Raw genomic sequence first — 21,216 nt, 5'->3', positions numbered from 1 at the left:
ATCTTGACTTCAACACCACGACAGCGCCGCCGTTTCCTCCGCGTAGCGGCTTCGTCCAACAGCGTCGTCGGGAGAGTGTGAAAACCCGTCGATGGGACTACAATCTGCCGCCGGCACTCCTGTGCGCCACCACAACCCGTACGGAAACCGAGTGATGACCCCTGCCAACCAAGAACAACCCAAACGTTCGCGGTCCAGAAAGACTGCTGCAGCGGCGAGGCCGGCTGGCGACGAGGCCACCCCCTTCCGGTCCGACGAGCGGCCGTTCATCGTCGGTGTCGGCGCTTCGGCCGGCGGCCTCGAAGCGCTGAGTCTGCTCCTGCCTGGCCTGCCGAAGAACCTCGGGCTGACCTTCGTCGTCGTGCAGCACCTGTCGCCGACCTACCGCAGCATGATGTCGCAGTTGCTGGGACGCGAAACGACGATGCCGGTCAGGGACATCGAGGACGGCATGTTGCCGGAAGCGAACACGGTCTACATCACGCCTCCGAACCGCAATCTGACGCTCAGAGAGGGTCATTTCTGCCTGGTCGAACCCGCCCGCGAATCGCTGCCCAAGCCATCGGTCAATCGCTTCTTCGCTTCGTTGGCCGAGGAAATCGGCGAATCGACGATCGGTATCGTCCTCTCGGGCACCGGCTCCGATGGCGCGGCGGGAATCCACGCGATCAAGGCCGCCGGTGGCTTCACCTTTTCCCAGGACCCCGAGACGGCCAAGTACGCCGGTATGCCGCAGTCGGCGATTGATACCGGCAGCGTGGACTGGATTCTGCCGCCCGAGAAAATGGGCGCCGAGATCAGCCTGATCGTCCTCAACCGCGGGCTGATTCCGGTCGCGACACAGGCGGCGAGCGCGCCGGCGACGCTGAAAACGCTACTCGGCAAGGTCCGCAGCCGCACCAAGGTGGACTTCTCGCAGTACAAGAAACCGACGCTGTGGCGGCGCATCGAACGGCGTATGGCGGCCAACCACGTCAGTACCCTGCAGGATTACCTGCAGGTCGTCGACCAGACGCCGGTCGAACTCGACAAGCTGTGCAAGGACATACTGATCTCGGTCACGGCCTTCTTTCGCGACACCGACGCTTTTGCCCGGCTCGACAAGGTGGTCGGCGAGATCCTTGCCGGCAAGCAGCTCGGCGACGCCGGGTCTGGGTGGCCGGCTGCGCGACCGGCGAGGAGGCGTATTCGCTGGCCATCCTGTTTTCCGAGCGTCTGGGAGCCGCTTTCGACCAGTATCGTCTCCAGATCTTTGCCACCGACATCGACCTCGACGCGATGGCCCTGGCCAGACGCGGCGTCTTTGCCGCGTCCAACCTGGCACACATGGATCGCAACCGCATCCGGGCGCATTTCACGCCGCACGGTGATCGCTACGAGATCAACAAGGCCCTGCGCGAAGCGGTGATCTTTGCGCGCCAGGATCTGGTGCAGGATCCGCCCTTCCTGCGTCTCGACCTCGTCAGTTGCCGCAACGTGCTGATCTACTTCCAGAGCGAGTTACAGGCGCGGCTGCTGTCGGTGTTCCACTATGCGCTCAACCCCGGTGCATTCCTCTTCCTCGGCAAGTCGGAAGGCATCTTCCAGCAGGAGGCGTTGTTCGGCGTCGTCGACAAGGAGGCGCGGCTCTACCGTCGGCACGGTAGCACCGCTCGCTTACCGCTGCTGCGCTCGGAGATGCAACTGCCGGCGGCTGGACTCAATCAACATCAGCGGCCGGAGAAGCCGATCACGCCGCAGGGTTTCGAAATGATCCTGCTCGAGGCCGCTGGGCGCTATTTCATCCCAACGACGATCCTGATCAACGGCAAGTTCGAAATACGCCATATCCACGGTGACGCCAGCCGACTGCTCAACGTCTCGCCCGGCCGGCCGGCCTTTGACCTGATCTCGCTGATCCGTCGCGAATTGCGCACCGAGGTCCAGGTGCTGATGCGTCAGGCGCAGGTTAAACGGGCGGTAGCCAACGGGCGTCCGCGGCACATCAAGGCGCTCGACCCGACGCGTGGCGTTCGCTTGTCGGTACATCCGGTTTCGGATTCAGGAACCGAGGCGCTGTTCATGCTCTGCATCGAATGGCTGCTGCCGCCAACCGGCAAGGCGAGCGTCGAGGACAGCGGCGGCGGCGAGGAGCTACAATCAACCAACGAAGAGCTGGCGACGGTCAACGAGGAGCTGCAGATCAAGACCGCCGAGACGCAGGAACTCAACATCGAGCTGGAGAGTATCCAGAACAGCGTCGACTATCCCTTGCTGGTGCTCGACCGGAATACCGCGCTGCAGCGCTTCAACAGCGCCGCAGCGCGCTTGTTCAAGCTGGGCATCGCGCAGATCGGGCGCGGCCTGCGTGATCTGCAGCTCCCGCCGGACATGCCGGATCTGATGTCCGACATTCAGCAAGTGATCGACACGCAGAACGCGCGCGACCGGCAGATCGTCAACGCCAACCGACGCCACTACGCGCTGCACATCGCGCCGTTGCTGCGCGACACCCAGCGCATTGCCGGGGTCATGCTTCCAGGCCACCGACATCACCGCGAGGAAGCGCGCGCAAGAGCAATTGCGGCTGGCCGCGCTGGTCTTCGACCGCGCCGCCGAGGGCGTCATGGTGACCGACACCGAGCAGCAGATACTGACCGTCAATGATGCCTTTTCGACTCTGACCGGCTGCACGCGCCAGGACGTCGTCGGCAAGAAGCCCAGCCTGCTGCGCTCGGAAAAAATGCCGCCCGCGTTCTATGCCGAAATGTGGGACAAGGTCAACCGCGTTGGCGTCTGGCAGGGGGAAATCTGGAACCGCAGGAAGAACGGCGAGCCCTATCTCGAATGGCTGTCGATCAATACGGTCAAGGACAAGAGCGGCAAGGTGGTCAACTACGTCGGCATGTTCAGCGACATCACCAAGGTACGCGAGTCGCAGCAGCGCATCGAGTATCTCGCCACGCATGATGAACTGACCGGACTGCCCAACCGGGCGCTGTTCAATGACCGCCTGCACCTGGCTCTGGCGCGGGCCGACCGCTCGCGTGAGAGCATCGGCGTGGTGTTCATCGACCTCGACAACTTCAAGATGGTCAATGACACGCTCGGCCACGAGACCGGCGACAAGTTGCTCAGGCAGGCGGCGGTGCGACTGCTCGATTGCGTGCGCGGCGAAGATACCGTCGCCCGTTTGGGGGGCGACGAGTTCGTCGTCCTGCTGGTCGCCGCCGATCGCGAGCAGGCGACAGTTACTGCCGAACGGCTGCTCATCGCGCTCAGCGCAAGCTACCAGTTCGATGAGCACGAATGTTTCATCAGTGCCAGCATTGGCCTGAGCATGTTCCCGGAAGATGCGGCCGATGCCAATTCCCTGATGCGCAACGCCGACGCGGCGATGTATCGGGCCAAGGATCACGGTAAGAACGGTTTCCGTTTCTTCTCCGCTGACCTCGCGAGCCAGGCTGGCAAGCGGCTGGCGCTGGAAACGGGTTTGCGGCGGGCCATAGATACGGGGAGCTATTCCTCTATTATCAGCCGCAGGTCAGGCTGGAAGGCAATACCGTGGTCGGTGCCGAGGCTCTGGTACGTTGGTCCTACAACGGTGAGGTCGTCGAACCGGTGGTATTCATTCCGATCGCCGAGCAAAGCCATCTGATCTTTGTCATCGACGAATGGGTCCTTGGCGAGGCCTGTCGCCAGATCGTAGTGTGGGACAAGGCCGGACTGCCGCCGCTACGGATCAGCGTCAACATCTCGGCGCGCCATTTCCGCAAGGACGGCATGGCAACTGACCTGATGCGCATCGTCAGCGACCATGGTGTGTCTCCGCAAAGACTGTGCATCGAGATTACCGAAGGCGTACTGATGGATGTCGATCGCGCCCAGCGTATGCTGGCCGAACTGGTGGAGTTTGGCCTGACGATCAGTATCGACGATTTCGGTACCGGCTTTTCTTCGCTGTCGTACCTCAAGCGTTTTCCGATCCACGAACTCAAGATCGCGCGCAGCTTCGTCGACGGCATCTCGACCAACAGCGACGACCGCGCGATCGCTTCGGTGATCATCTCATTGGCGCGCCACCTGGGGATGAACGTCGTCGGTGAAGGAATCGAGATGGCCGACCAGCATAGCGAACTCGAGGGTTCTGGCTGCCAGCATGGGCAAGGCTATCTCTATGCCCATCCGCTGGCGCCGGACGACTTTGCCGACTGGGTGCGCGCCCGCACCGCCGCCCGAGTCGAAGGTCTGAGCGCCGCCTGACCCTGGCGGACTGTCCTCTCACTGGTCAGGCGCTGCGATCGTAGCGGGTAGTGAGATCCGCGTCGATCTCTGCGTGGCCCTCTTCGTTGAGGCGCTGCTCAAGACTTTCGAGCAGACCGTCCGCCGCATCTTCGACCATGTCGAGCACCAGGTCGAAGCCATGACCCAGACCATAATAGGGATCCGGAACCTCGTCATCATCGAAATTCTTTGAATAGCTCATCAGCAAGCCGAGGCGTTCGTGTTGGTTGCGTGGGCAGATGCGTTTCAGGACGTCGAGATTGTTGCGGTCCATGGCGAGAACCAGGTCGAAGTAGTCGAGGTCCTGCGCCGCCACTTTGCGCGCCCGCATATCGGAGAGATCGTAATTGCGACTGGCGGCAGCGCGCTGTGTTCGCTGATCGGGTGCCTCGCCGACGTGATAGCCGTGCGTACCGGCGGAGTCAACCTCTATCTTGTCGTCGAGGCTTTTTTTACGCAGGAGGTGGCGAAAGACGCCCTCGGCCGTTGGCGAGCGGCATATATTCCCCATGCAAACGAATAGAACCTTGATCACCTTCGGTCTTCCAGATACGTTCATTGCGCTGCTTAGGCTCAAGCGTCCATGGGTGGACAGTGGTCCGGAGTCATCCAGGACTTGCCGCCCGAGGCAAGCTGGTACTTCGCCGGCTGCGAGGCTCTCATCATCCGTCGAAAAGGCAGTCAACGCAACTGCATTGCAGCGCTAGCCAGGCGATCGGCTGGCGTTTGCCGCTCAGCGACGACCGCTGGCTGGCGGCTTCGGCCTGGCTTTTGCCTTCACTGGCCCGCCACTAGCGGGTTTGGCTGAGGGTTTGACTGGCCCGCTCTTGGCTTCGCGTCTGGCCAGAGGCTTGTCCGCGGGCTTGTGCCGCCGGTTTTGCTCGGGTGCTTTCCGGTCCGCAAACGGATTGGTGGACACGTTGAACTGGATTCGCAGCGGCGTTCCCTGCAACTTGAAGACCTCGCGGAAAGTATGTTCGAGGTAGCGCCGGTAGGACTCGGGCACCTTGTCGAGCGCATTGCCGTGAATCACGATCAGCGGCGGATTCCTGCCGCCCTGGTGCGCATAACGGAGTTTTGGCCGGAATAGACCACAGCGCGGTGGCGCCTGCCTGGCCACCGCCTCGCTCAGCGTACGCGTCAGTTGCGGGGTAGGCAGATCGGCCATGGCCGCCTTGTAGGCCGCATCGACCGAGCGGAAGAGTGGTTCGAGACCCTGCCCCTTGAGCGCGGAAACATAGTGAAAGCGGGCAAAATCGATGAACGACAACTGGCCTTCGAGGGCGCCCTTGATCTGCTCGCGAATATAGGGATCGAGACCGTCCCACTTGTTCACCGCGACGACCAGCGCACGCCCCGACTCACGGACAAAAGCGGCGATGTGGGCATCCTGATCAGAGATGTCCTGGCGCGCATCGAGCACCAGAACGACCACCTGAGCTTCCTCGATCGCCTGCAGCGTCTTGATCACCGAAAACTTCTCGATGGTCTCGAAAACCCTTCCCCGCCGTCGCAGGCCGGCGGTGTCAATCAAGGTGTACCTGCGGCCAGCGCGCTCGAAATCGACTTCGATAGCATCGCGTGTCGTTCCCGGCTGGTCGAAAGCGATGACCCGCTCTTCGCCGAGCAGCGCGTTGATCATCGTGCTCTTGCCGACGTTCGGGCGGCCAACGATGGCCACCTTGACGACATCGCTCGTGGCCTCCCCTTCGTCCGGTTCAGCGTAAGGCTCAAGCGCCAGGTCGATCAGGGCGCGCACCCCCTCGCCATGGGCCGCCGAGATGGCCATTGGCTCACCCAGGCCGAGTTCGTGGAAATCGGCGACGACGACGCCGTGGCTCATCCCTTCGGACTTGTTCACGGCCACCAGAACCGGCCGGCTCGCCTTGCGCAGCCGGTTGGCAATTTCCTTGTCCAGCGCAGAAACGCCGCTACGGCCATCGACGACAAAAACCACCACGTCGGCTTCATCAATCGCCTGCTCGGTCTGGCGCGCCATCTGGTGCATGATGCCGTCTTTGGCCAGCGGTTCGAAGCCGCCGGTATCAATCACCAGGTAGGGCTTGCCGCCGAGTCTTCCATGCCCGTAGTGACGGTCGCGCGTGAGGCCTGGGAGGTCGGCCACCAAGGCATCTCGAGTTCTGGTCAAGCGGTTGAAAAGCGTTGACTTGCCGACATTTGGCCGCCCGACGAGGACGATGCTCGGCTTCATTGCGCCTCGATCGCCAGCACGCGGCCGTTGGCGGTCTGCACGACAAGATTGCTGCCCAGTGGCTGCAAGGGCGCCAGAACCGGGCTGCCATCGGTGGTCAGGCGAGCCGCGAAGGCGCCATCGTCGCGATTGAGAAAATGCACCACCCCTTGCACGTCCGCCACGGCAACCAGCCCGCCGCGCACCAGCGGCGCCGTCAGTCGGCGCAAGAAGAGCTTGTCCTGTTTCCAGATGCTGGCACCGCTCGCCTTGTCGAGGGCATAAACGGCACCCTTGTCATCGGTCACATAAACGTAACGGCTGTCGATCGACAGGCCGGCGGCGCTCGATATGTCACGGGTCCACATCAGGTTGCCGGAACCGAGATCGAAACAGGCGACGCGACCCTGGAATGCGGCGGCGCAGATCGTTCGCCCATCGATCATCGGCACGCTGGTCACGTCGGCGACGCGGTCAAGTTCGGTGGCGCCTTTTGGCAGGGCGACTGTACCCTCCCATAGCGGGGCGCCGTTGTCGGCGCTGACGGCAATCAGCTTGCCGCCGGGAAAGCCGGCAAAGACATATTTCTCGATCAGCACCGGACTGGCCGTCACGCGCAAGGACAACGGTGTGCTCGGGCGCTGATAGACCCACTTGCGTTTGCCATCGACGACGTCGTAGGCTGCCAGGCGATGGTCGCCACTGCGGACGATGACGATACCGGGGCCTACCGCCGGTGGCGACAGGATCTCGCTGCTTGCCTTGGCCTTCCAGAGCAGCGTTCCGTCTGCGGTGGAAAAGGCGAAGACGTCGCCTTTGGCCGTGCCGACGACCAGGATTCGCGCGTCAGCCCCGACGCCACCCGAGAGCGGCTGCTCGGCCTTGATTCTCCAGACCTGCTGGCCATCGTCGAAACGGGCAATGGTGCCATCCCTGGCCGCCGCGTAGACCGACGAACCGACCACTGCGGGCGTGAATACATAATCGCCACCCTTGCCGACTCCGTCCTGCCAGAGCGTGCGCGCCTCGGCAGTCGCTTCGATCGGCCGCAGTTCGGCCATCTTCGGCCCGCTACTGCCGGAAAACGGATTCAGGGCGTCCAGCGTCGAACAGCCCGCCAGCCAAGCCGACAGCAGCGCCGCAAGTAGCGAGCGGTTCATCAGCGACTCTCCCCGAGCGCAGCGAGCTTCTGTTCCAGCAGCTCACGATAGGCAGCCGTTGCCTGTCGGTCCTGGAGCGTATTCTTCCCCTTGCCGGGCTGGTCGGTCTCGTCGAGCCTGGCCAGCGCGCCCTGATACGCGGTGCGCGCCTCGGCCTTCTTGCCCTGGGCGTAGAAAACGTCACCGCGGCTGTCCAGAAAGCGGACCGCGAAGGCGCCCGTCGGGCTGCCATCGAGCTGCTTCAGTGCCTCATCGTAGGCTTGGTCATCAAGCAGCAAGGCCGCCAGACGCAAACGCGCCAGGTCGCGCAGTTCATCCTTGCCGTGGTCCACGACCCAGAGCAACTGTAGTCTGGCCGTTTTCGCATCACCGGCGTCAAAAGTCGCTTTCGCCGCGGTCAGAGCGGCCAGCGATGCGTAGGCCGTTTGCGGGAACTTCTCGAGCAACTCGCCACTCGCCGCCTTGATCCGCTGCGCGTCGTTTTCGAGCACCGCCTTCTGCAGGACGCTGTAGACCGTCGAGGCCTGCGCCGTCTGATTGCGCTGATACCAGTTCCACCCCTGCCAAGCGATAACGCCGATCGAGGCGGCAGTGACGATGCCAAGCAGCAGCGTGCCGTACTGCGTCCACCACGCCTTGATTTCGGCGATCTGTTCCTGTTCCTCGAGGTCGTAGGTAGCCATGCTTATTCTTCCCCATCCAGACAATCCAACATATGACTCATGATCACCTCGGCGAGGCCGTCGGCGCTCACCCGCTGCTGTTCGTTCGGCTGCCCCGCGATGGCGCGCAATGGTTTGAGCGTCACCTCGCCGGCGGCGGCCTCGTCGTCGCCGATGATCACGGCAAGGTTCGCACCGGACGCGTCGGCTTTCTTCATCTGTGTCTTGAAGCTGCCGCCACCGCAATGGAAGATCACGTCCAGTCCCTGGTCGCGCAGACCCTCGGCAACGCGCACCGCCAGGCGTGACGCCGCATTACCCTGATGAACGAGGTAGACATCGACCGCCGCGGCGGTCGCCACGCCGCCAGCGTCGCGAATCAGCGCAATCAGCCGCTCGACGCCCATCGCGAAACCGCAGGCCGGTGCCGGCTTGCCGCCGAGTTGTTCCACCAGTCCGTCGTAACGCCCCCCGGCGCAGACCGTCCCCTGCGCACCGAGGCGATCGGTAATCCACTCGAAAACCGTCAGGTTGTAGTAGTCGAGGCCGCGCACCAGTCGCGGGTTGATGGTGAACGGTTGCCCGGCGTCACGCAGCACCTGTTGCACGCCCTCGAAATGCGCCATCGACCCGGGACCAAGGTGGTCGATCAACTTCGGCGCCCCGAGGATGAGGTCGTGCAGCGCCGGATTCTTGCTGTCGAGGATGCGCAGCGGATTGGTGTACAGGCGCCGGCGAGCGTCGTCGTCGAGCAGTTCGCTGTGCGCCGCGAAGTATTCGATCAGTTCGGCACGATGGCGGGCGCGCTCTGCCGGCTCACCGAGGGTATTGATCTGCAGGTCGATGCCGCCGAGGCCGAGATCATCCCACAGGCGGGCACCCATCAGGATCTGTTCGCCATCGATGTCCGGGCCGGCAAAGCCCAGTGATTCGACGCCGACCTGGTGGAACTGGCGGTAACGCCCTTTCTGCGGTCGCTCGTGGCGGAACATCTGGCCCATGTAGTAGAGCCTTTGCGGCTGCTGCGCCAGCAGATTGTGCTGGATGGCCGCCCGCACGCAGCCGGCTGTCCCTTCCGGACGCAGCGTCAATGGCTCGCCATTGAGGCTGTCGATGAAGGAGTACATTTCCTTCTCGACGATGTCGGTCACTTCGCCGATGGCGCGCTTGAAAAGCGGCGTCGGCTCGACAACCGGCAGGCGAATCGGCCGATAGCCGTAGCTCTTCAGCCACGAGCGAATGGTTTCCTCGAACAGGTCCCAGAACTCGGCCTCGTCAGGCAGAATGTCGTTCATGCCGCGAACGGACTGAATCTTCACAAGGCTCATCTGACCGCCACTTTTCTCTGGTAAGTTCGCGCTACGTAGGAGTCGACGATAGCGGTGAATTCCTCGGCGATATGAGCGCCACGCAAGGTGACGGTCCTGGCCCCATCCTCGAACACCGGCGCGGCCGGCAGTTCGCCCGTACCCGGCAGGCTGATGCCGATGTTGGCGTGCTTGCTTTCGCCTGGCCCGTTGACCACGCAGCCCATCACGGCCAGGGTCATGTTTTCGACGCCGTCGTACTCGATTCGCCACTGCGGCATCCTATTGCGGACGTGATCCTGGATCGACTGCGCGAGTTCCTGAAAAAAGGTGCTCGTCGTCCGGCCGCAACCGGGACAGGCGATGACCATCGGCGTGAAGGCGCGCAAGCCCATGGTCTGCAGCATCTCCTGCGCGACCGTGACCTCCTGCGTCCGCTTGCCGCCGGGGTCCGGGGTCAGCGAAACACGGATGGTGTCGCCGATGCCTTCCTGCAGCAGCACCGCCATCGCCGCGGTCGACGCGACGATGCCCTTGGAACCCATCCCGGCCTCGGTGAGGCCCAGGTGCAAGGGGTAGTCACAGCGCCGCGACAGGTCACGATAGATGGCGATCAGGTCCTGTACTCCGGACACCTTGCACGAGAGGATGATCCGGTCCCCCGGCAGGCCGATGGCTTCCGCCCTGGCCGCCGACTCGAGCGCCGAGGCGACCATGGCCTCGCGCATGACCGCCACCGCATCGCTGGGCTCGGCGCGGCGCGCGTTGTCGTCCATGATCCGCGCCAGCAGGTCCTGATCGAGACTGCCCCAGTTCACACCGATGCGCACCGGCTTGTCGTAGAGACAGGCAATTTCGATCATTTGCGCGAACTGCTCGTCACGCTTCCTGCCGTGGCCGACATTGCCCGGATTGATCCGGTATTTGGCGAGCACCGAAGCGCAGGCCGGATGTTCGGCGAGCAGGCGATGACCGTTGTAGTGGAAGTCGCCGATCAGCGGCACGTCTACGCCCATGTGGTCGAGGTGCGCGCGGATTGGCGCAACGGCTGCCGCGGCTTCCGGCGTGTTGACCGTGATCCGCACCAGTTCCGATCCGGCACGCGCCAGTTCGGCGCATTGTATCGCCGTACGGACCACGTCCACGGTGTCGGTATTGGTCATCGACTGGACGACTACCGGCGCCTCGCCGCCGACCGAGACGTGGCCCACTCTGACCACGCGCGTTCGCCGCCGCCCGCCGCCCGGCCGGTTCATCGCCTGCGCACCGTTGGACACTTCTTCACTGTGCTTTCTCACCCTCACTCGACAGTCAGGCGGGCGACACCGCTCCTGTTGCGCGGCAGCAACTCGATCATCTTGCCGCGGTACCGGAGTGTCACCTGCGACGCGTTGCCGACGACCAGCGAGAAGGGCGGCTGCCCATCGATTTCCCGCTGACTCCCTGCCGGGCACAGCTCGGAAAAGATGATCTGGCCCCGCCCATCGCGAATCTGGACGCGCGCCGGCTGGGCAAAGCTGAGTTGCAGGCTGCCGCCGGCAGCCGGTGAGGCCGCCGGTGCGTCAAGCAGCCTGGCGTTCGGTGCGGTAAGCGCCGTCACCGAATCGCCAGTCGCTGGCTTCCCGGGCGTCACCTCGTCGACCGGTGCTGGCACCGGGGCGGGCTCAGGCAGCGGCGGCTGCACCGGGGAAGGGGCCGTCTTGCTGCCGATCAGCGCCGTCAGGTGTGACTGCCAGAAATCTGGTGGCACGTAAAGGTAGGCCAGCGCGGCGAGCGCCAGAAGCACCAGTCCGGCCACGATGGCGAAATAGTCGCGCCGTTCAACCCGCCTCCCCGCTGGCGGCAGGCTGGCAGTGGTTCCCGCCGACACTTCGAGCTGCTGGGTGCGTTGCAGTTGCGCTGCATCCAGTCCGCGCATCAGCTCATCGGAGTCCAGATTCAGGACGCGCGCGTAATTGCGCACAAACCCCCGGATCATCGTGTTGCCGGGTAACGACGTCCAGTCTTCGTCCTCCAGGGCGCCTACCTGCCGGGGACCGAGCTTGAGTACCTGCGCGGCTTCGGCCAGACTCATGTTTCTGGCCTCACGAGCAGCACGCAGCCGCTGCCCAACGGGCCCAACCGCAGGCGTCGGGGGCTCGCCGGTCGCCTGCACGGCGGACTCACTCTGTCCAACTGACGGCCCCTGCCCTGCCGAGGTTGAAACCAGGGATTGTTCGCTCATTCGAAATGGCCTCGCAACAGGTCTTGGGATTCAGGCGAGAGCGGGAACTTTCGCCGCAACTGACTACTGTAGCGCGCTTCAGCCGTACGATTACCCAGTCGGTGCTCAACGCGGATCAGCAACCACAGCGCTTCGGCGCTCGGTTCCACCCTGCGCACAAGATCCGAGAGTTGCTCACTGGCCAACTGCAGATCGCCGCGCCGATAGTTGATATCGGCGAGCTTCAGCAGAGCCTGCGCGCTATCGGGTGCGATACGCAGACTCTGCTGGGCATAGGCCTCGGCTTTGTCCAGTTCGCCAAGCTTTGCGTAACAGTCGGCCGCATTCAGATAGGCCCGGTCGGGAGTTTCGTACAAAGGGTTCTTGATCGCCCGCTGCAGGAAGGGTATGGCCTCTCGCTCTCGGCCCACCTGACAGAGAAACCAGCCGTAATTGTTGTTGATGTCGGGATCTCCGCTGTCAAGACTCAGGGCGCGCTGGAAATCGCGATCAGCGAGTTCCATCTCGCGGATGCGGAAGTGCGCCACGCCGCGCGTACCGTAGGCCTTGGCATAGTTCGGGTCGATATCGATGGCGATGATCAGCTCTTCGAGCGCCACCGCCAGGTTGCCGTTCTGAATATAGAGAGAGCCCAGCTCGGTATGCAGCTTGGCCCGCGTACGCACGTCGCGGGGCGCCGTCGGTCGGCGTGAGTCGAGTTCTTCCTCGGGGTCCTTTGGCTTGCTGACCGGAGAAACGCTGGCCGAGGAGCAGGCAGCAAGGTAGCACAAGGCGAGAATCGTCAGGGCCACCCTCCTCATCGGCAGACCTCACGTCCCTCAAGGTGGAGAGGAAACGTACGGTGCCCCGTCGTACGCTGGGTTCGGTCGACCACCTGCCCGGCCAACTGACCACAGGCGGCATCGATGTCGTCACCACGCGTCTTGCGGGTCGTGGTGACCACCCCGGCGTCGATCAGAATCTCGGCGAAACGCCGGATGCGCGCTACCGACGAGCGCCTATAGGGCGAGCCGGGAAACGGGTTGAAGGGGATCAGATTGAATTTGCAGGGCACATTACGGGTCAAGGCCAGCAATTCGCGCGCTTGGAAGTCGGAATCATTCACTCCGTCAAGCATCACGTATTCGAAGGTCACGAAATCGCGCGGCGCTTTCTCGAGATAGCGCAGGCAGGCGGGCAGCAACTCCGCTAGCGGATACTTCCGGTTGATCGGCACCAACTCATCGCGCAGGCGATCGTTGGCTGCATGCAGGGAGACCGCAAGGGCGACCGGGCACTCGTCGCGCAGGCGATCCATGGCCGGTACCAGACCTGAGGTGGACACCGTAACCCGGCGGCGCGACAGGCCATAGGCGTTGTCGTCAAGCATCAGGCGCAGGGCGGTCACCGTGTTGTCGAGGTTGGCCAGCGGCTCCCCCATGCCCATCAGTACGACATTGCTGATCACGCGCCCGTCCTGCTGGCGTGCGTCGACATCTCTTGCATCGTAAGCACCCAACGCGTGCCTGGCCTGCCACAACTGACCGACGATCTCCGCGACGGTCAGGTTGCGATTGAAGCCCTGCTTGCCGGTCGAACAGAAGGAACAGTCGAGTGCGCAACCCGCTTGTGTGGAAATGCACAGCGTGCCACGGCCCTCCTCGGGGATAAACACAGACTCGACGGCATTGCCGCCGCCGACATCAAACAGGAATTTGCGCGTGCCGTCGTCCGCGACCCGGTCTGCGACAACGGTCGGCGGCAGCACCCTGGCAACCGTCCCGAGCTTCTCGCGCAGACTGCGGGCGATGTCGGTCATGGCATCGAAATCGCCCTGCCCGAAGCGATGCAGCCAGCGCAACACCTGCCTGGCGCGAAAGGGCTTCTCGCCCTGTGCGGCGAAAAAGGCTGTCAGCCCAGCAGCATCAAGACCGAGCAGATTGACAGTCATCTAAAACGGAGCCTTCGACTCAGCGGCCGGAATAGACGGTCATGGCCGGGAAGAAGAAAGCTATTTCAACCTTCGCCGTTTCTTCGCCGTCGGAACCATGGACGGCGTTGGCATCGATCGACTCGGCGAAGTCGGCGCGTATCGTTCCCGCCTCGGCCTTCTTCGGGTCGGTGGCACCCATCAGTTCGCGATTCTTGGCGATCGCGTTCTCGCCTTCGAGCACCTGCACCATCACCGGTCCGGAAATCATGAACGAAACCAGATCGTTGAAGAACGGCCGCTCCTTGTGCACAGCGTAGAAAGCGCCGGCTTCCTGCGGCGACAGCCAGGCCAGTTTGGCGGCAATGACCTTCAGGCCATTGGTCTCGAAACGGGAGATGATCTTGCCGATCACGTTCTTGGCAACGGCATCCGGTTTGATGATGGAAAGCGTACGTTCGATGGCCATGACTCATCCTCCAAAGGGAAGTAGGTGAATAAAAACAGCGACAAATCATATCGGTAGAGAAACAACCCGAGATTATACCAAGACTCGGGCAGGAATGCCGGCCGGGGCGCGAAATGCAAAGCGCGCGTGCGGGTTTCCCCGTACGCGCGCCCACGCCGCCGGCAGGGGCGCAGCGTTCTGCGCCCCTGCGTGCCGACGTCTACATCATGCCCAGCCTGGTCGGCAGCCAGGTCGAAATGATCGGGACATAGGTAATGAGGATCAGGAAGGCGAGCATCGACAGCAACCAGGGCCAGACTGCTATGGTCAGTTCGGTAATCCCCATCTTGGTAATCCCGGAAGCTACATAGAGGTTGAGGCCGACCGGCGGATGGCACATGCCCACTTCCATGTTCACCACCATCAAAATGCCGAAGTGCACCGGATCAATCCCCAGCTTGATCGCTACCGGAAAGAGGATTGGCGCGAAGATCAGCACGATCGACGACGGCTCCATGAAGTTGCCGGCCAGCAGCAGGATCACGTTCACCGCCAACAGGAAGGCGATCAGCCCGAGACCATGGCCCAGCATCCAGTCGGCCAGCGTCTGCGGGATGTTCTCGTTGGTCATGATGAACGAGAAGAGCACGGCGTTGGTGATGATGTAGAGCAGCATCGCCGACATGTTCGCCGAGTTGAGCAGCACCCGCGGCACGTCGCTCAGCGACAGGTCCTTGTAGACGAAGACGGCAACGATGAAGGCGTAGACCGCGCTCATCGCCGCTGCCTCGGTCGGCGTGAAGATGCCGCTGTAGATCCCGCCCATGACGATGACAATCAGCAGCAAGCCCCAGGCCGATTCGCGAAAAGCCTTGAAGCGCTCAGCACCCGACGACTTGGCCATGCGTGGGTAGTTGTTGCTCCGCGCGCGATACCAGGTCACGCCGCCCAAGGTCATCGCCAGACCAATTCCCGGGATCACGCCGGCCATGAACAGCGCGCCGACCGAGGTATTGGTGGCGACCGAATACATGACCATCACGATCGATGGTGGAATCAGGATGCCCAACGCCCCGGAGGTGGTGATCACGCCGGCACCGAAACGCTTCGGAAAACCGGCCTTGACCATCGCCGGCATGAGGATCGAGCCGATCGCCACGACGGTCGCTGGTGACGACCCCGAAACGGCGGCAAACAAGGCACAGGCGAGAACGCCGGCGAGACCCAGACCGCCGTACCAATGGCCGACCATGCTCGTCGCGAACCTGATCATCCGTCGCGCCACGCCGCCATGGGTCAGGAAGTTGCCGGCCAGGATGAAGAACGGAATGGCCATTATCTCGAACTTCTCGATGCCGGTGAACAGCTTGAGAGCGACGGCTTCGAGCGGGACTTCGGTGAACATGAACAGGAAACTGAGCACCGTCAGGCCTAGCGAAATCGAGATCGGCATGCCGGTCAGCATCAGGCACAGCAGCAGTGTAAAGATGATGATCGCGTTCATGGTTGCTGGCCTCCATTGCCCGACTTGTCTTCCGGATGACGTTTCTCGTACGTCCGGTCATGGGGATGCAGGTTGTCCTCCATCTCGAAGACGCTGACCTCGTCCACCCCGGGCTCTTCTTCGATTCCGTCGACATGGCCGTGATCATGATGCGGCAACTCGCCAGTCCTGAGGAAGCTCACCGTGACCTGCAGGAAACGGAAACACATCAGCGATGAACCCAGCGGGATGGCGCTGTAGACGATCCAGGTTGGCCACTCGAGGTCAGGCGTCGTCGGCCCCTCGTAGAGATCTCCAAGATCCATGCCAAGGAACTTGAAAATGGCATGGTGCGCGCCATTTTCCCACACGAAGTGCGCCCCGAGCGAGCCGACCACGCCGGTGAACAAAGCACCGGCCAGCAGGCCGAAAACGACGAACTTGGCGCGCCAGCGGTCGTCCAATCGATTGATCATCACGTCAACGCCGACGTGAATACCGGTGCGAACGCCGTAGGCCGCGCCGAACTTGGCCATCCAGACGAACATGATAATGCACAGTTCCTGCGCCCATCCGAAATTCAACGACAGCAGCCAATCCTGCAAGACCGGAATCTCATATCCGGCCGCGTAGCGATGCACGACGGCGATGAAGATGATCGTCGTCGCCGCGCCCATGAGGAAGGTGATCAGCCATTCCTCGAGGTGATCAAGTATTTTCATTCACAAGTCCCCCAGAAAATCCCCGTCTGCCTGAAAAAAACCCGCTGGGCCTGGTGTCCCAACGGGCTGCTTTCGTGCTCTTCACTCGCTTAGAACTTGCTCGGATCGAATCCGGTTTCCTTGTACACGGACTGAATGAGATCCTTGCCGATGCGCGATTCCATCTGCTTATGGACCGGCACCAGTGCCTTCTTGAAGGCCAGACGCTCGGCGGCGGTCGGCACATGGACTTCGGTCTTGCCGCTCTTCTTCACCAGTTCGAGTTGCTTGTCGGCGTCCTCCTTGGCGACCTTGTTGGCAAAATCGGTCGCCTCCTTCATCGCCTGTTCAACCTGGCCGCGAACGTCCGCCGGCAGGCCGTCCCAGAACTTCTTGTTGACGATCACGGCGTAGCCCAGGTAACCATGATCGGTCAGCGCCAGGTGCTTCTGAACTTCGTAGAATTTCTGGGTATACAGGTTCGAAATCGGGTTTTCGGTACCATCGACAACGCCGGTCTGGAGCGCCTGATAGACCTCGGAGAAAGCCATCACCTGCGGAATCGACTTGAGCGCTCGCATCTGTGCTTCGAGCACCTTCGACGACTGAATGCGCATTTTCAGTCCCTTGAGGTCGTCCGGCATGAGGATCGGCGTGTTCGCCGAGAAGGACTTGAAGCCGTTGTCCCAGTAGGCCAGGCCCGTCACGCCTTTCGGCTCCAGTTTCTTGAGCAGGTTCTTGCCGATCGCCCCCTGCGTCACCTTGTGCAGCTCGGCGTAGTTGTCGAAGATGTACGGCAGGTCGAAGACTTCGAATTCCTTTACACCGAGCGGGCCGAACTTGGCCAGCGACGGCGCGAGCATCTGGACCGCACCGAGTTGCAGCGCTTCCAGTTCCTCCTTGTCCTTGTACAGCGTCGAGTTGGCGTACACCTCGACCTTGACCTTGCCCTTGGTCAGCTCGCTGGCTCGCTTGGCGAAGAACTCGGCGCCCTGCCCCTTCGGTGTATCGTTGGCTACCACGTGGCTGAACTTGATGACGATCGGCTGTTGAGCGATGGCCACCAGCGGCACGGCGGACAGGGTACTGGCGACCAGGCCGAAAAGCAGCGTGGAAATCTTCATGGTTTGTCTCCTCCATTGAGTACTTGGTTGTGAAATTTGGCAATGCCCTGATGCGGACGCCAATATCACAAAAAAAACGCGCAGCGCATATTGTGGAAATCCGCAATACCGCGCTGTGCCGTGAACGCACTGGCAGGCCTCTTTTCTCCGCCACGATTCCTCGCTCCCCGCTCCCGCCTGAACTTGGGTAAGATGGGCCGCCATGAACGAGGCCTCCCTTCCCTATCCAGGCGACCGCCGACGAGCTGCTGCGCTGAAGTGGTCAAGATGGTCGACCTGGTATTTGTCGCTCCTCAAGGTAGCGGTCGGTTTGCTGCTCGTCCTGTTGATCGCTCTGCTCTGGTTGCTGCAGCGGAACGAAATCGACGAACAGCGTTCGACGCTGATTGCCGATGTCCTCTGGCTCGAACAGAGCCTCCGTTTTCACATCGAGGGCCACGCCGACCAACTGCAGCAACTTGCCCTCGATCTGGCGCGGACAAAGAGCCAGCACGAGCTTTTCGATCTGCGTGCCCGTCACATTCTCAAGAACAACCCGGAGATCCGGCAATTGCTCTGGCTCGATGAGGCGTCCAGGGCAGTGTACGGCATGCCGACGCCAAGCCTCCCGCGGGTCGGGCAGGAGGCGCTCGCCGAGAACCCGGTCAAACGTTCCGTCGAACTCGCCCGGCTCGGCAAGCCGATCTATAGCGATGCCTATCAGGGGTCAGACGGAGCGCAGTTCGAGGTCTATGTGCCGATCTTCAATGCGGGGCACTATCGCGGGACCTTGTTGGCCGTCTACTCGCTCACTGCTCTGCTCACGCAGCAGGTCCCGTGGTGGTTCGCCGAGAAATACCAGGTGCGTATTGTCGACGGGAATGGCAGTCCGCTGGCCAGCAAGTCCAGGGTCGACGCCTCGCCAACGACGCTGAGCTACCCGGTGACCCTGGACCCGCCTGGTTATGGCATGGTCCTGCAGGTCACCGCCTATCGTGGCGCAGGCAACGTGGCGCAGACCCTGATTGCGACGCTGATCATCATTCTCGCCGCGGCTGTTTTCTGGAGCCTGTGGGCGGTGCGCGGACTGATCAAGAGGCGCCTCGCCGCTGAACAGGCCCTGCGCTCGGAGTACGCTTTCCGCAAGGCAATGGAGGACTCGCTGTGGGTCGGCATGCGGGCGCGCGATCTCGACGGCCGGGTGACCTACGCCAATCCGGCTTTCCTGCAGATGGTCGGTTTCAGCGCCGCTGAACTGATCGGCAGGGAACCGCCCATGCCGTACTGGGCGCCGGAAGAAATGGAGCGGACGCTGCTCTTGCACAACAAGGTGCTCGAGGGCAATGCGCCGCTGGAGGGGTTTGAAATCCGCTTGATGCGCAAGGACGGCAGCCGTTTCGATGCGCTGATCTACGAAGCGCCGCTGATCGACGCCGATGGCACGCAAAGCGGCTGGATGGGATCAATCATCGACGTCACGGCGCGCAAGGAGGCCGAAGAGGTCGCTCGCCAACAGCAAGAGAAACTGCAGGTCACCGCTCGCCTGGTGACCATGGGTGAGATGGCCTCAACGCTGGCGCATGAGCTCAACCAGCCGCTCGCCGCGATCACCAGTTACAACGCCGGCTGCCTCAACAAGCTCGCATCCGGCAACTATAGTGCCGCACAGCTCACGGAAGCGCTCGAAAAACTTGCCGTGCAGGCGCAGCGTGCAGGCCGCATCATCCGCCGCGTGCACGACTTCGTGCGCAAGAGCGAACCCCGGCTCGCCCCCTGCGACCTGGCCGAAGTCATCGACGACAGCATTGGCTTCATCGAAGGGGCTGCCAAGAGTCGCGGGGTGCGTATCGTCCGCGAAATCCAGGGCATGCGCCCGCAACTGATGGCCGATCAGGTGATGCTCCAGCAAGTCCTGCTCAACCTGATGCGCAACGGCATCGAAGCGATGAGCGACGGGCCTGCCGATCGACGACGGCTGACCGTCAAACTCGGCCAACTCGACAATCAGATGGAGATCCGGGTGGTCGATCGAGGCCCCGGGATCCCGGCCGAAATCGAGGAGAAGCTGTTCACTCCGCTCTTCTCGACCAAGGCGGACGGCATGGGCATGGGACTGAGCATCTGCCGTTCGATCATCGAGTTTCACCACGGCCGCCTGTGGGTCGAGGCCAACCGTGATGGTGGCTCGATCTTCTTCATCACGCTACCGATTGACCGGCAATGACCTCTCACGCCTACCTTGTCGACGACGACGATGCGATCCGCGATTCGCTGTGCTGGCTGCTTGAGTCACGCGGTGTTCCCTGTCGGAGTTATCCATCGGCCGAAGACTTCCTGGCCGCCTGGAATTCGTCCCTCGCCGGCTGCGTCCTGCTCGACATCCGCATGGACGGCATGAGCGGACCCGAACTTTTCGATCTCCTGGGCGAGCGCGGCAGCACGCTGCCGGTGATCTTTCTGACCGGTCACGGTGACGTACCGATGGCCGTCTCGGCGCTCAAGAAAGGGGCGTTCGACTTTGTCGAGAAACCGTGCAACGATAACGAACTCGTCAATCGGGTCATCGAAGCCTTGACGCTGGACGCCAACCAGCGCGTCGCTGCGTCGGGCGCCGATTCGATCAACACCCTGATCAGCCGACTGACCGCCCGTGAACGACAGGTCATGGAACGGGTGTTGGCCGGTAAACTCAACAAGGTGATTGCCGACGAACTGCAGATCAGCATGCGCACCGTCGAAGTCCATCGCGCCAATCTCTTCGAGAAAATGGGCGTCCGGACAGCCGTCGAACTGGCCCAACTGCTGGCCGGCAAACGGTCATGACTTCTCAAGTCCCCCGAAAGTGGGGCTTGCGCTTTTCGCCAAAAGCGGTGATTCCCTCACGATAGTCATGGCTATCGTATACCAGTCGCCGCAGACCCTGTATCCGTTCGAATAGTTCTGGCGTGATCGAGCGCGCGCTCGATAGCAGCCGCAATTCCTCCTTCATCACCGAGATGCTCAACGGTGAGTTCGCCACGATGCTGGCCGCCAGGCCATACACGAAGGGGTCGATTTCGTCGGTCGGCTTGACGTAGTTGACCACCCCGAGGTTGAGAGCCTGGGCAACGGGAATCGGTTGCGCCGTAAACAGCATCTCCTTGGCCACCGGCAGCGGAATCATGTTCATCACGGTGAGCAAGCCGCCGAGGTTGTAGGGCACACCCAGTTTGGCCGGAGTGATGGCGAAGGTCGCTTCGGGCGCGGCGACCAGGATGTCGCAGGCCATGGCAACCTCGCAGGCGCCGCCCCAGACGCCACCCTCGATCAAGGCTATAACGGGTGCCGAGGATTCCTGGATGGCGCGGATCAACACCCGCAACGGGTCGCTCCAGCCGAGCGGATCGCGGCCGCCGGTAGGCAACTCGCTGATATCGTGACCTGCGGACCAGACCCTGGTGCCGGCCGGAGCGCGCAGCACGACAGCGCGAATGCCCTGCTCGCGGAAGGAATCCAGGGCCATGGTGATCTCGCAGATCAGCGCTTCGCTGAGGGCATTGCGCTTGGCCGAATGGTTCATGACGATGGTGCCGATCGCGTTCTGTGTTTCAGTGATGATCAGGGACACGGGGTTTTCCTCGGTGATCGATTCGATGACGGTGCCTGAGATGGCTGTCAGGCGGTGGCGAATGGTATCACGGGGCGTCGAAACTGCTCACTGCTAGCCTTTTCCAATGTGGTATGAGCCTGAACGAGGCGCGTATTTCCACCCAGGAATGAGCCTGA

At 62.3% G+C, this 21,216-nt stretch carries 19 protein-coding genes and 1 pseudogene; 6 read left to right on the top strand and 14 right to left on the bottom strand.

Annotation, left to right across the window (positions count from 1 at the left end; all coding sequences use genetic code 11):
- Nucleotides 1-91 precede the first annotated feature (91 nt).
- The 4 genes and pseudogenes from ACCAA_RS22065 to ACCAA_RS11870 form a co-directional block, all read left to right on the top strand.
- Nucleotides 92-1,000 (top strand): annotated as a pseudogene (locus ACCAA_RS22065) (chemotaxis protein CheB); the annotation flags it as partial.
- A gap of 155 nt (nt 1,001-1,155) precedes the next feature.
- On the top strand, nt 1,156-2,646 hold the full coding sequence (locus ACCAA_RS22060; protein WP_245754550.1) for a CheR family methyltransferase: 1,491 nt from the start codon (nt 1,156-1,158) through the stop codon (nt 2,644-2,646).
- Nucleotides 2,606-3,637 (top strand): putative bifunctional diguanylate cyclase/phosphodiesterase, encoded by a 1,032-nt coding sequence (locus tag ACCAA_RS11875; protein WP_186407465.1) that lies wholly within the window; start codon nt 2,606-2,608, stop codon nt 3,635-3,637. Before ACCAA_RS22060 ends, ACCAA_RS11875 begins: the two co-directional genes overlap by 41 nt.
- On the top strand, nt 3,544-4,242 hold the full coding sequence (locus tag ACCAA_RS11870) for an EAL domain-containing protein (RefSeq protein WP_245754549.1): 699 nt from the start codon (nt 3,544-3,546) through the stop codon (nt 4,240-4,242). The genes ACCAA_RS11875 and ACCAA_RS11870 overlap by 94 nt, the downstream gene beginning before the upstream one ends.
- Nucleotides 4,243-4,267: 25 nt before the next feature.
- Here the strand turns inward: ACCAA_RS11870 and ACCAA_RS11865 are convergent, their stop codons facing one another.
- From ACCAA_RS11865 to ACCAA_RS11805, 13 genes are all read right to left on the bottom strand, one after another.
- Nucleotides 4,268-4,798 (bottom strand): low molecular weight protein-tyrosine-phosphatase, encoded by a 531-nt coding sequence (locus tag ACCAA_RS11865; RefSeq protein WP_186407464.1) that lies wholly within the window; start codon nt 4,796-4,798, stop codon nt 4,268-4,270.
- Between the two features lie 198 nt (nt 4,799-4,996).
- Complete coding sequence (der, locus tag ACCAA_RS11860; RefSeq protein ID WP_186407463.1) at nt 4,997-6,475, bottom strand: ribosome biogenesis GTPase Der; 1,479 nt, start codon at nt 6,473-6,475, stop codon at nt 4,997-4,999.
- On the bottom strand, nt 6,472-7,614 hold the full coding sequence (gene bamB, locus ACCAA_RS11855; RefSeq protein WP_186407462.1) for an outer membrane protein assembly factor BamB: 1,143 nt from the start codon (nt 7,612-7,614) through the stop codon (nt 6,472-6,474). Before bamB ends, der begins: the two co-directional genes overlap by 4 nt.
- Complete coding sequence (locus ACCAA_RS11850; protein ID WP_186407461.1) at nt 7,614-8,297, bottom strand: YfgM family protein; 684 nt, start codon at nt 8,295-8,297, stop codon at nt 7,614-7,616. The genes bamB and ACCAA_RS11850 overlap by 1 nt, the downstream gene beginning before the upstream one ends.
- 2 nt (nt 8,298-8,299) lie before the next feature.
- Complete coding sequence (gene hisS, locus ACCAA_RS11845; protein WP_186407460.1) at nt 8,300-9,604, bottom strand: histidine--tRNA ligase; 1,305 nt, start codon at nt 9,602-9,604, stop codon at nt 8,300-8,302.
- On the bottom strand, nt 9,601-10,839 hold the full coding sequence (ispG, locus tag ACCAA_RS11840) for a flavodoxin-dependent (E)-4-hydroxy-3-methylbut-2-enyl-diphosphate synthase (RefSeq protein WP_186407467.1): 1,239 nt from the start codon (nt 10,837-10,839) through the stop codon (nt 9,601-9,603). Before ispG ends, hisS begins: the two co-directional genes overlap by 4 nt.
- 44 nt (nt 10,840-10,883) lie before the next feature.
- Entirely contained in the window at nt 10,884-11,807 is a 924-nt protein-coding gene (locus ACCAA_RS11835) for a helix-turn-helix domain-containing protein (protein ID WP_281193192.1), read from the bottom strand.
- Nucleotides 11,804-12,607: a type IV pilus biogenesis/stability protein PilW gene (gene pilW, locus ACCAA_RS11830; RefSeq protein WP_186407458.1), complete on the bottom strand. Its 804-nt coding sequence runs from the start codon at nt 12,605-12,607 to the stop codon at nt 11,804-11,806. The genes ACCAA_RS11835 and pilW overlap by 4 nt, the downstream gene beginning before the upstream one ends.
- Nucleotides 12,604-13,737, bottom strand: a complete 1,134-nt coding sequence (rlmN, locus tag ACCAA_RS11825) for a dual-specificity RNA methyltransferase RlmN (RefSeq protein ID WP_186407457.1) — start codon at nt 13,735-13,737, stop codon at nt 12,604-12,606. The genes pilW and rlmN overlap by 4 nt, the downstream gene beginning before the upstream one ends.
- A gap of 19 nt (nt 13,738-13,756) precedes the next feature.
- Nucleotides 13,757-14,185 (bottom strand): nucleoside-diphosphate kinase, encoded by a 429-nt coding sequence (ndk, locus tag ACCAA_RS11820; protein WP_186407456.1) that lies wholly within the window; start codon nt 14,183-14,185, stop codon nt 13,757-13,759.
- 199 nt (nt 14,186-14,384) lie between these two features.
- Complete coding sequence (locus ACCAA_RS11815) at nt 14,385-15,668, bottom strand: TRAP transporter large permease (RefSeq protein ID WP_186407455.1); 1,284 nt, start codon at nt 15,666-15,668, stop codon at nt 14,385-14,387.
- Nucleotides 15,665-16,369 (bottom strand): TRAP transporter small permease, encoded by a 705-nt coding sequence (locus tag ACCAA_RS11810; protein WP_186407454.1) that lies wholly within the window; start codon nt 16,367-16,369, stop codon nt 15,665-15,667. Before ACCAA_RS11810 ends, ACCAA_RS11815 begins: the two co-directional genes overlap by 4 nt.
- 89 nt (nt 16,370-16,458) lie before the next feature.
- Entirely contained in the window at nt 16,459-17,472 is a 1,014-nt protein-coding gene (locus ACCAA_RS11805) for a TRAP transporter substrate-binding protein (RefSeq protein ID WP_186407453.1), read from the bottom strand.
- Between the two features lie 202 nt (nt 17,473-17,674).
- Here ACCAA_RS11805 and ACCAA_RS11800 point away from each other — a divergent pair, with 202 nt between their 5' ends.
- Nucleotides 17,675-19,675: a sensor histidine kinase gene (locus ACCAA_RS11800; RefSeq protein ID WP_186407452.1), complete on the top strand. Its 2,001-nt coding sequence runs from the start codon at nt 17,675-17,677 to the stop codon at nt 19,673-19,675.
- Nucleotides 19,672-20,274: a response regulator transcription factor gene (locus ACCAA_RS11795; protein ID WP_186407451.1), complete on the top strand. Its 603-nt coding sequence runs from the start codon at nt 19,672-19,674 to the stop codon at nt 20,272-20,274. The genes ACCAA_RS11800 and ACCAA_RS11795 overlap by 4 nt, the downstream gene beginning before the upstream one ends.
- A gap of 4 nt (nt 20,275-20,278) precedes the next feature.
- Here the strand turns inward: ACCAA_RS11795 and scpB are convergent, their stop codons facing one another.
- Nucleotides 20,279-21,058, bottom strand: a complete 780-nt coding sequence (gene scpB, locus ACCAA_RS11790) for a methylmalonyl-CoA decarboxylase (protein WP_186407450.1) — start codon at nt 21,056-21,058, stop codon at nt 20,279-20,281.
- Nucleotides 21,059-21,216 lie beyond the last annotated feature (158 nt).

This window comes from Candidatus Accumulibacter aalborgensis (assembly GCF_900089955.1).
GTDB classification, from domain to species: Bacteria; Pseudomonadota; Gammaproteobacteria; order Burkholderiales; family Rhodocyclaceae; genus Accumulibacter; species Accumulibacter aalborgensis.
This window is presented reverse-complemented; position numbering and strand designations above follow the sequence as displayed.

Bases quoted from the DNA above. Each gene is read 5' to 3' on its own strand.
- ACCAA_RS11875 (WP_186407465.1), top strand. From the start codon at position 2,606: ATGGTGACCGACACCGAGCAGCAGATACTGACCGTCAATGATGCCTTT.
- der (WP_186407463.1), bottom strand. From the start codon at position 6,475: ATGAAGCCGAGCATCGTCCTCGTCGGGCGGCCAAATGTCGGCAAGTCA.
- bamB (WP_186407462.1), bottom strand. From the start codon at position 7,614: ATGAACCGCTCGCTACTTGCGGCGCTGCTGTCGGCTTGGCTGGCGGGC.
- ACCAA_RS11850 (WP_186407461.1), bottom strand. From the start codon at position 8,297: ATGGCTACCTACGACCTCGAGGAACAGGAACAGATCGCCGAAATCAAG.
- hisS (WP_186407460.1), bottom strand. From the start codon at position 9,604: ATGAGCCTTGTGAAGATTCAGTCCGTTCGCGGCATGAACGACATTCTG.
- ispG (WP_186407467.1), bottom strand. From the start codon at position 10,839: ATGAACCGGCCGGGCGGCGGGCGGCGGCGAACGCGCGTGGTCAGAGTG.
- ACCAA_RS11835 (WP_281193192.1), bottom strand. From the start codon at position 11,807: ATGAGCGAACAATCCCTGGTTTCAACCTCGGCAGGGCAGGGGCCGTCA.
- pilW (WP_186407458.1), bottom strand. From the start codon at position 12,607: ATGAGGAGGGTGGCCCTGACGATTCTCGCCTTGTGCTACCTTGCTGCC.
- rlmN (WP_186407457.1), bottom strand. From the start codon at position 13,737: ATGACTGTCAATCTGCTCGGTCTTGATGCTGCTGGGCTGACAGCCTTT.
- ndk (WP_186407456.1), bottom strand. From the start codon at position 14,185: ATGGCCATCGAACGTACGCTTTCCATCATCAAACCGGATGCCGTTGCC.
- ACCAA_RS11815 (WP_186407455.1), bottom strand. From the start codon at position 15,668: ATGAACGCGATCATCATCTTTACACTGCTGCTGTGCCTGATGCTGACC.
- ACCAA_RS11810 (WP_186407454.1), bottom strand. From the start codon at position 16,369: ATGAAAATACTTGATCACCTCGAGGAATGGCTGATCACCTTCCTCATG.
- ACCAA_RS11805 (WP_186407453.1), bottom strand. From the start codon at position 17,472: ATGAAGATTTCCACGCTGCTTTTCGGCCTGGTCGCCAGTACCCTGTCC.
- ACCAA_RS11800 (WP_186407452.1), top strand. From the start codon at position 17,675: ATGAACGAGGCCTCCCTTCCCTATCCAGGCGACCGCCGACGAGCTGCT.
- ACCAA_RS11795 (WP_186407451.1), top strand. From the start codon at position 19,672: ATGACCTCTCACGCCTACCTTGTCGACGACGACGATGCGATCCGCGAT.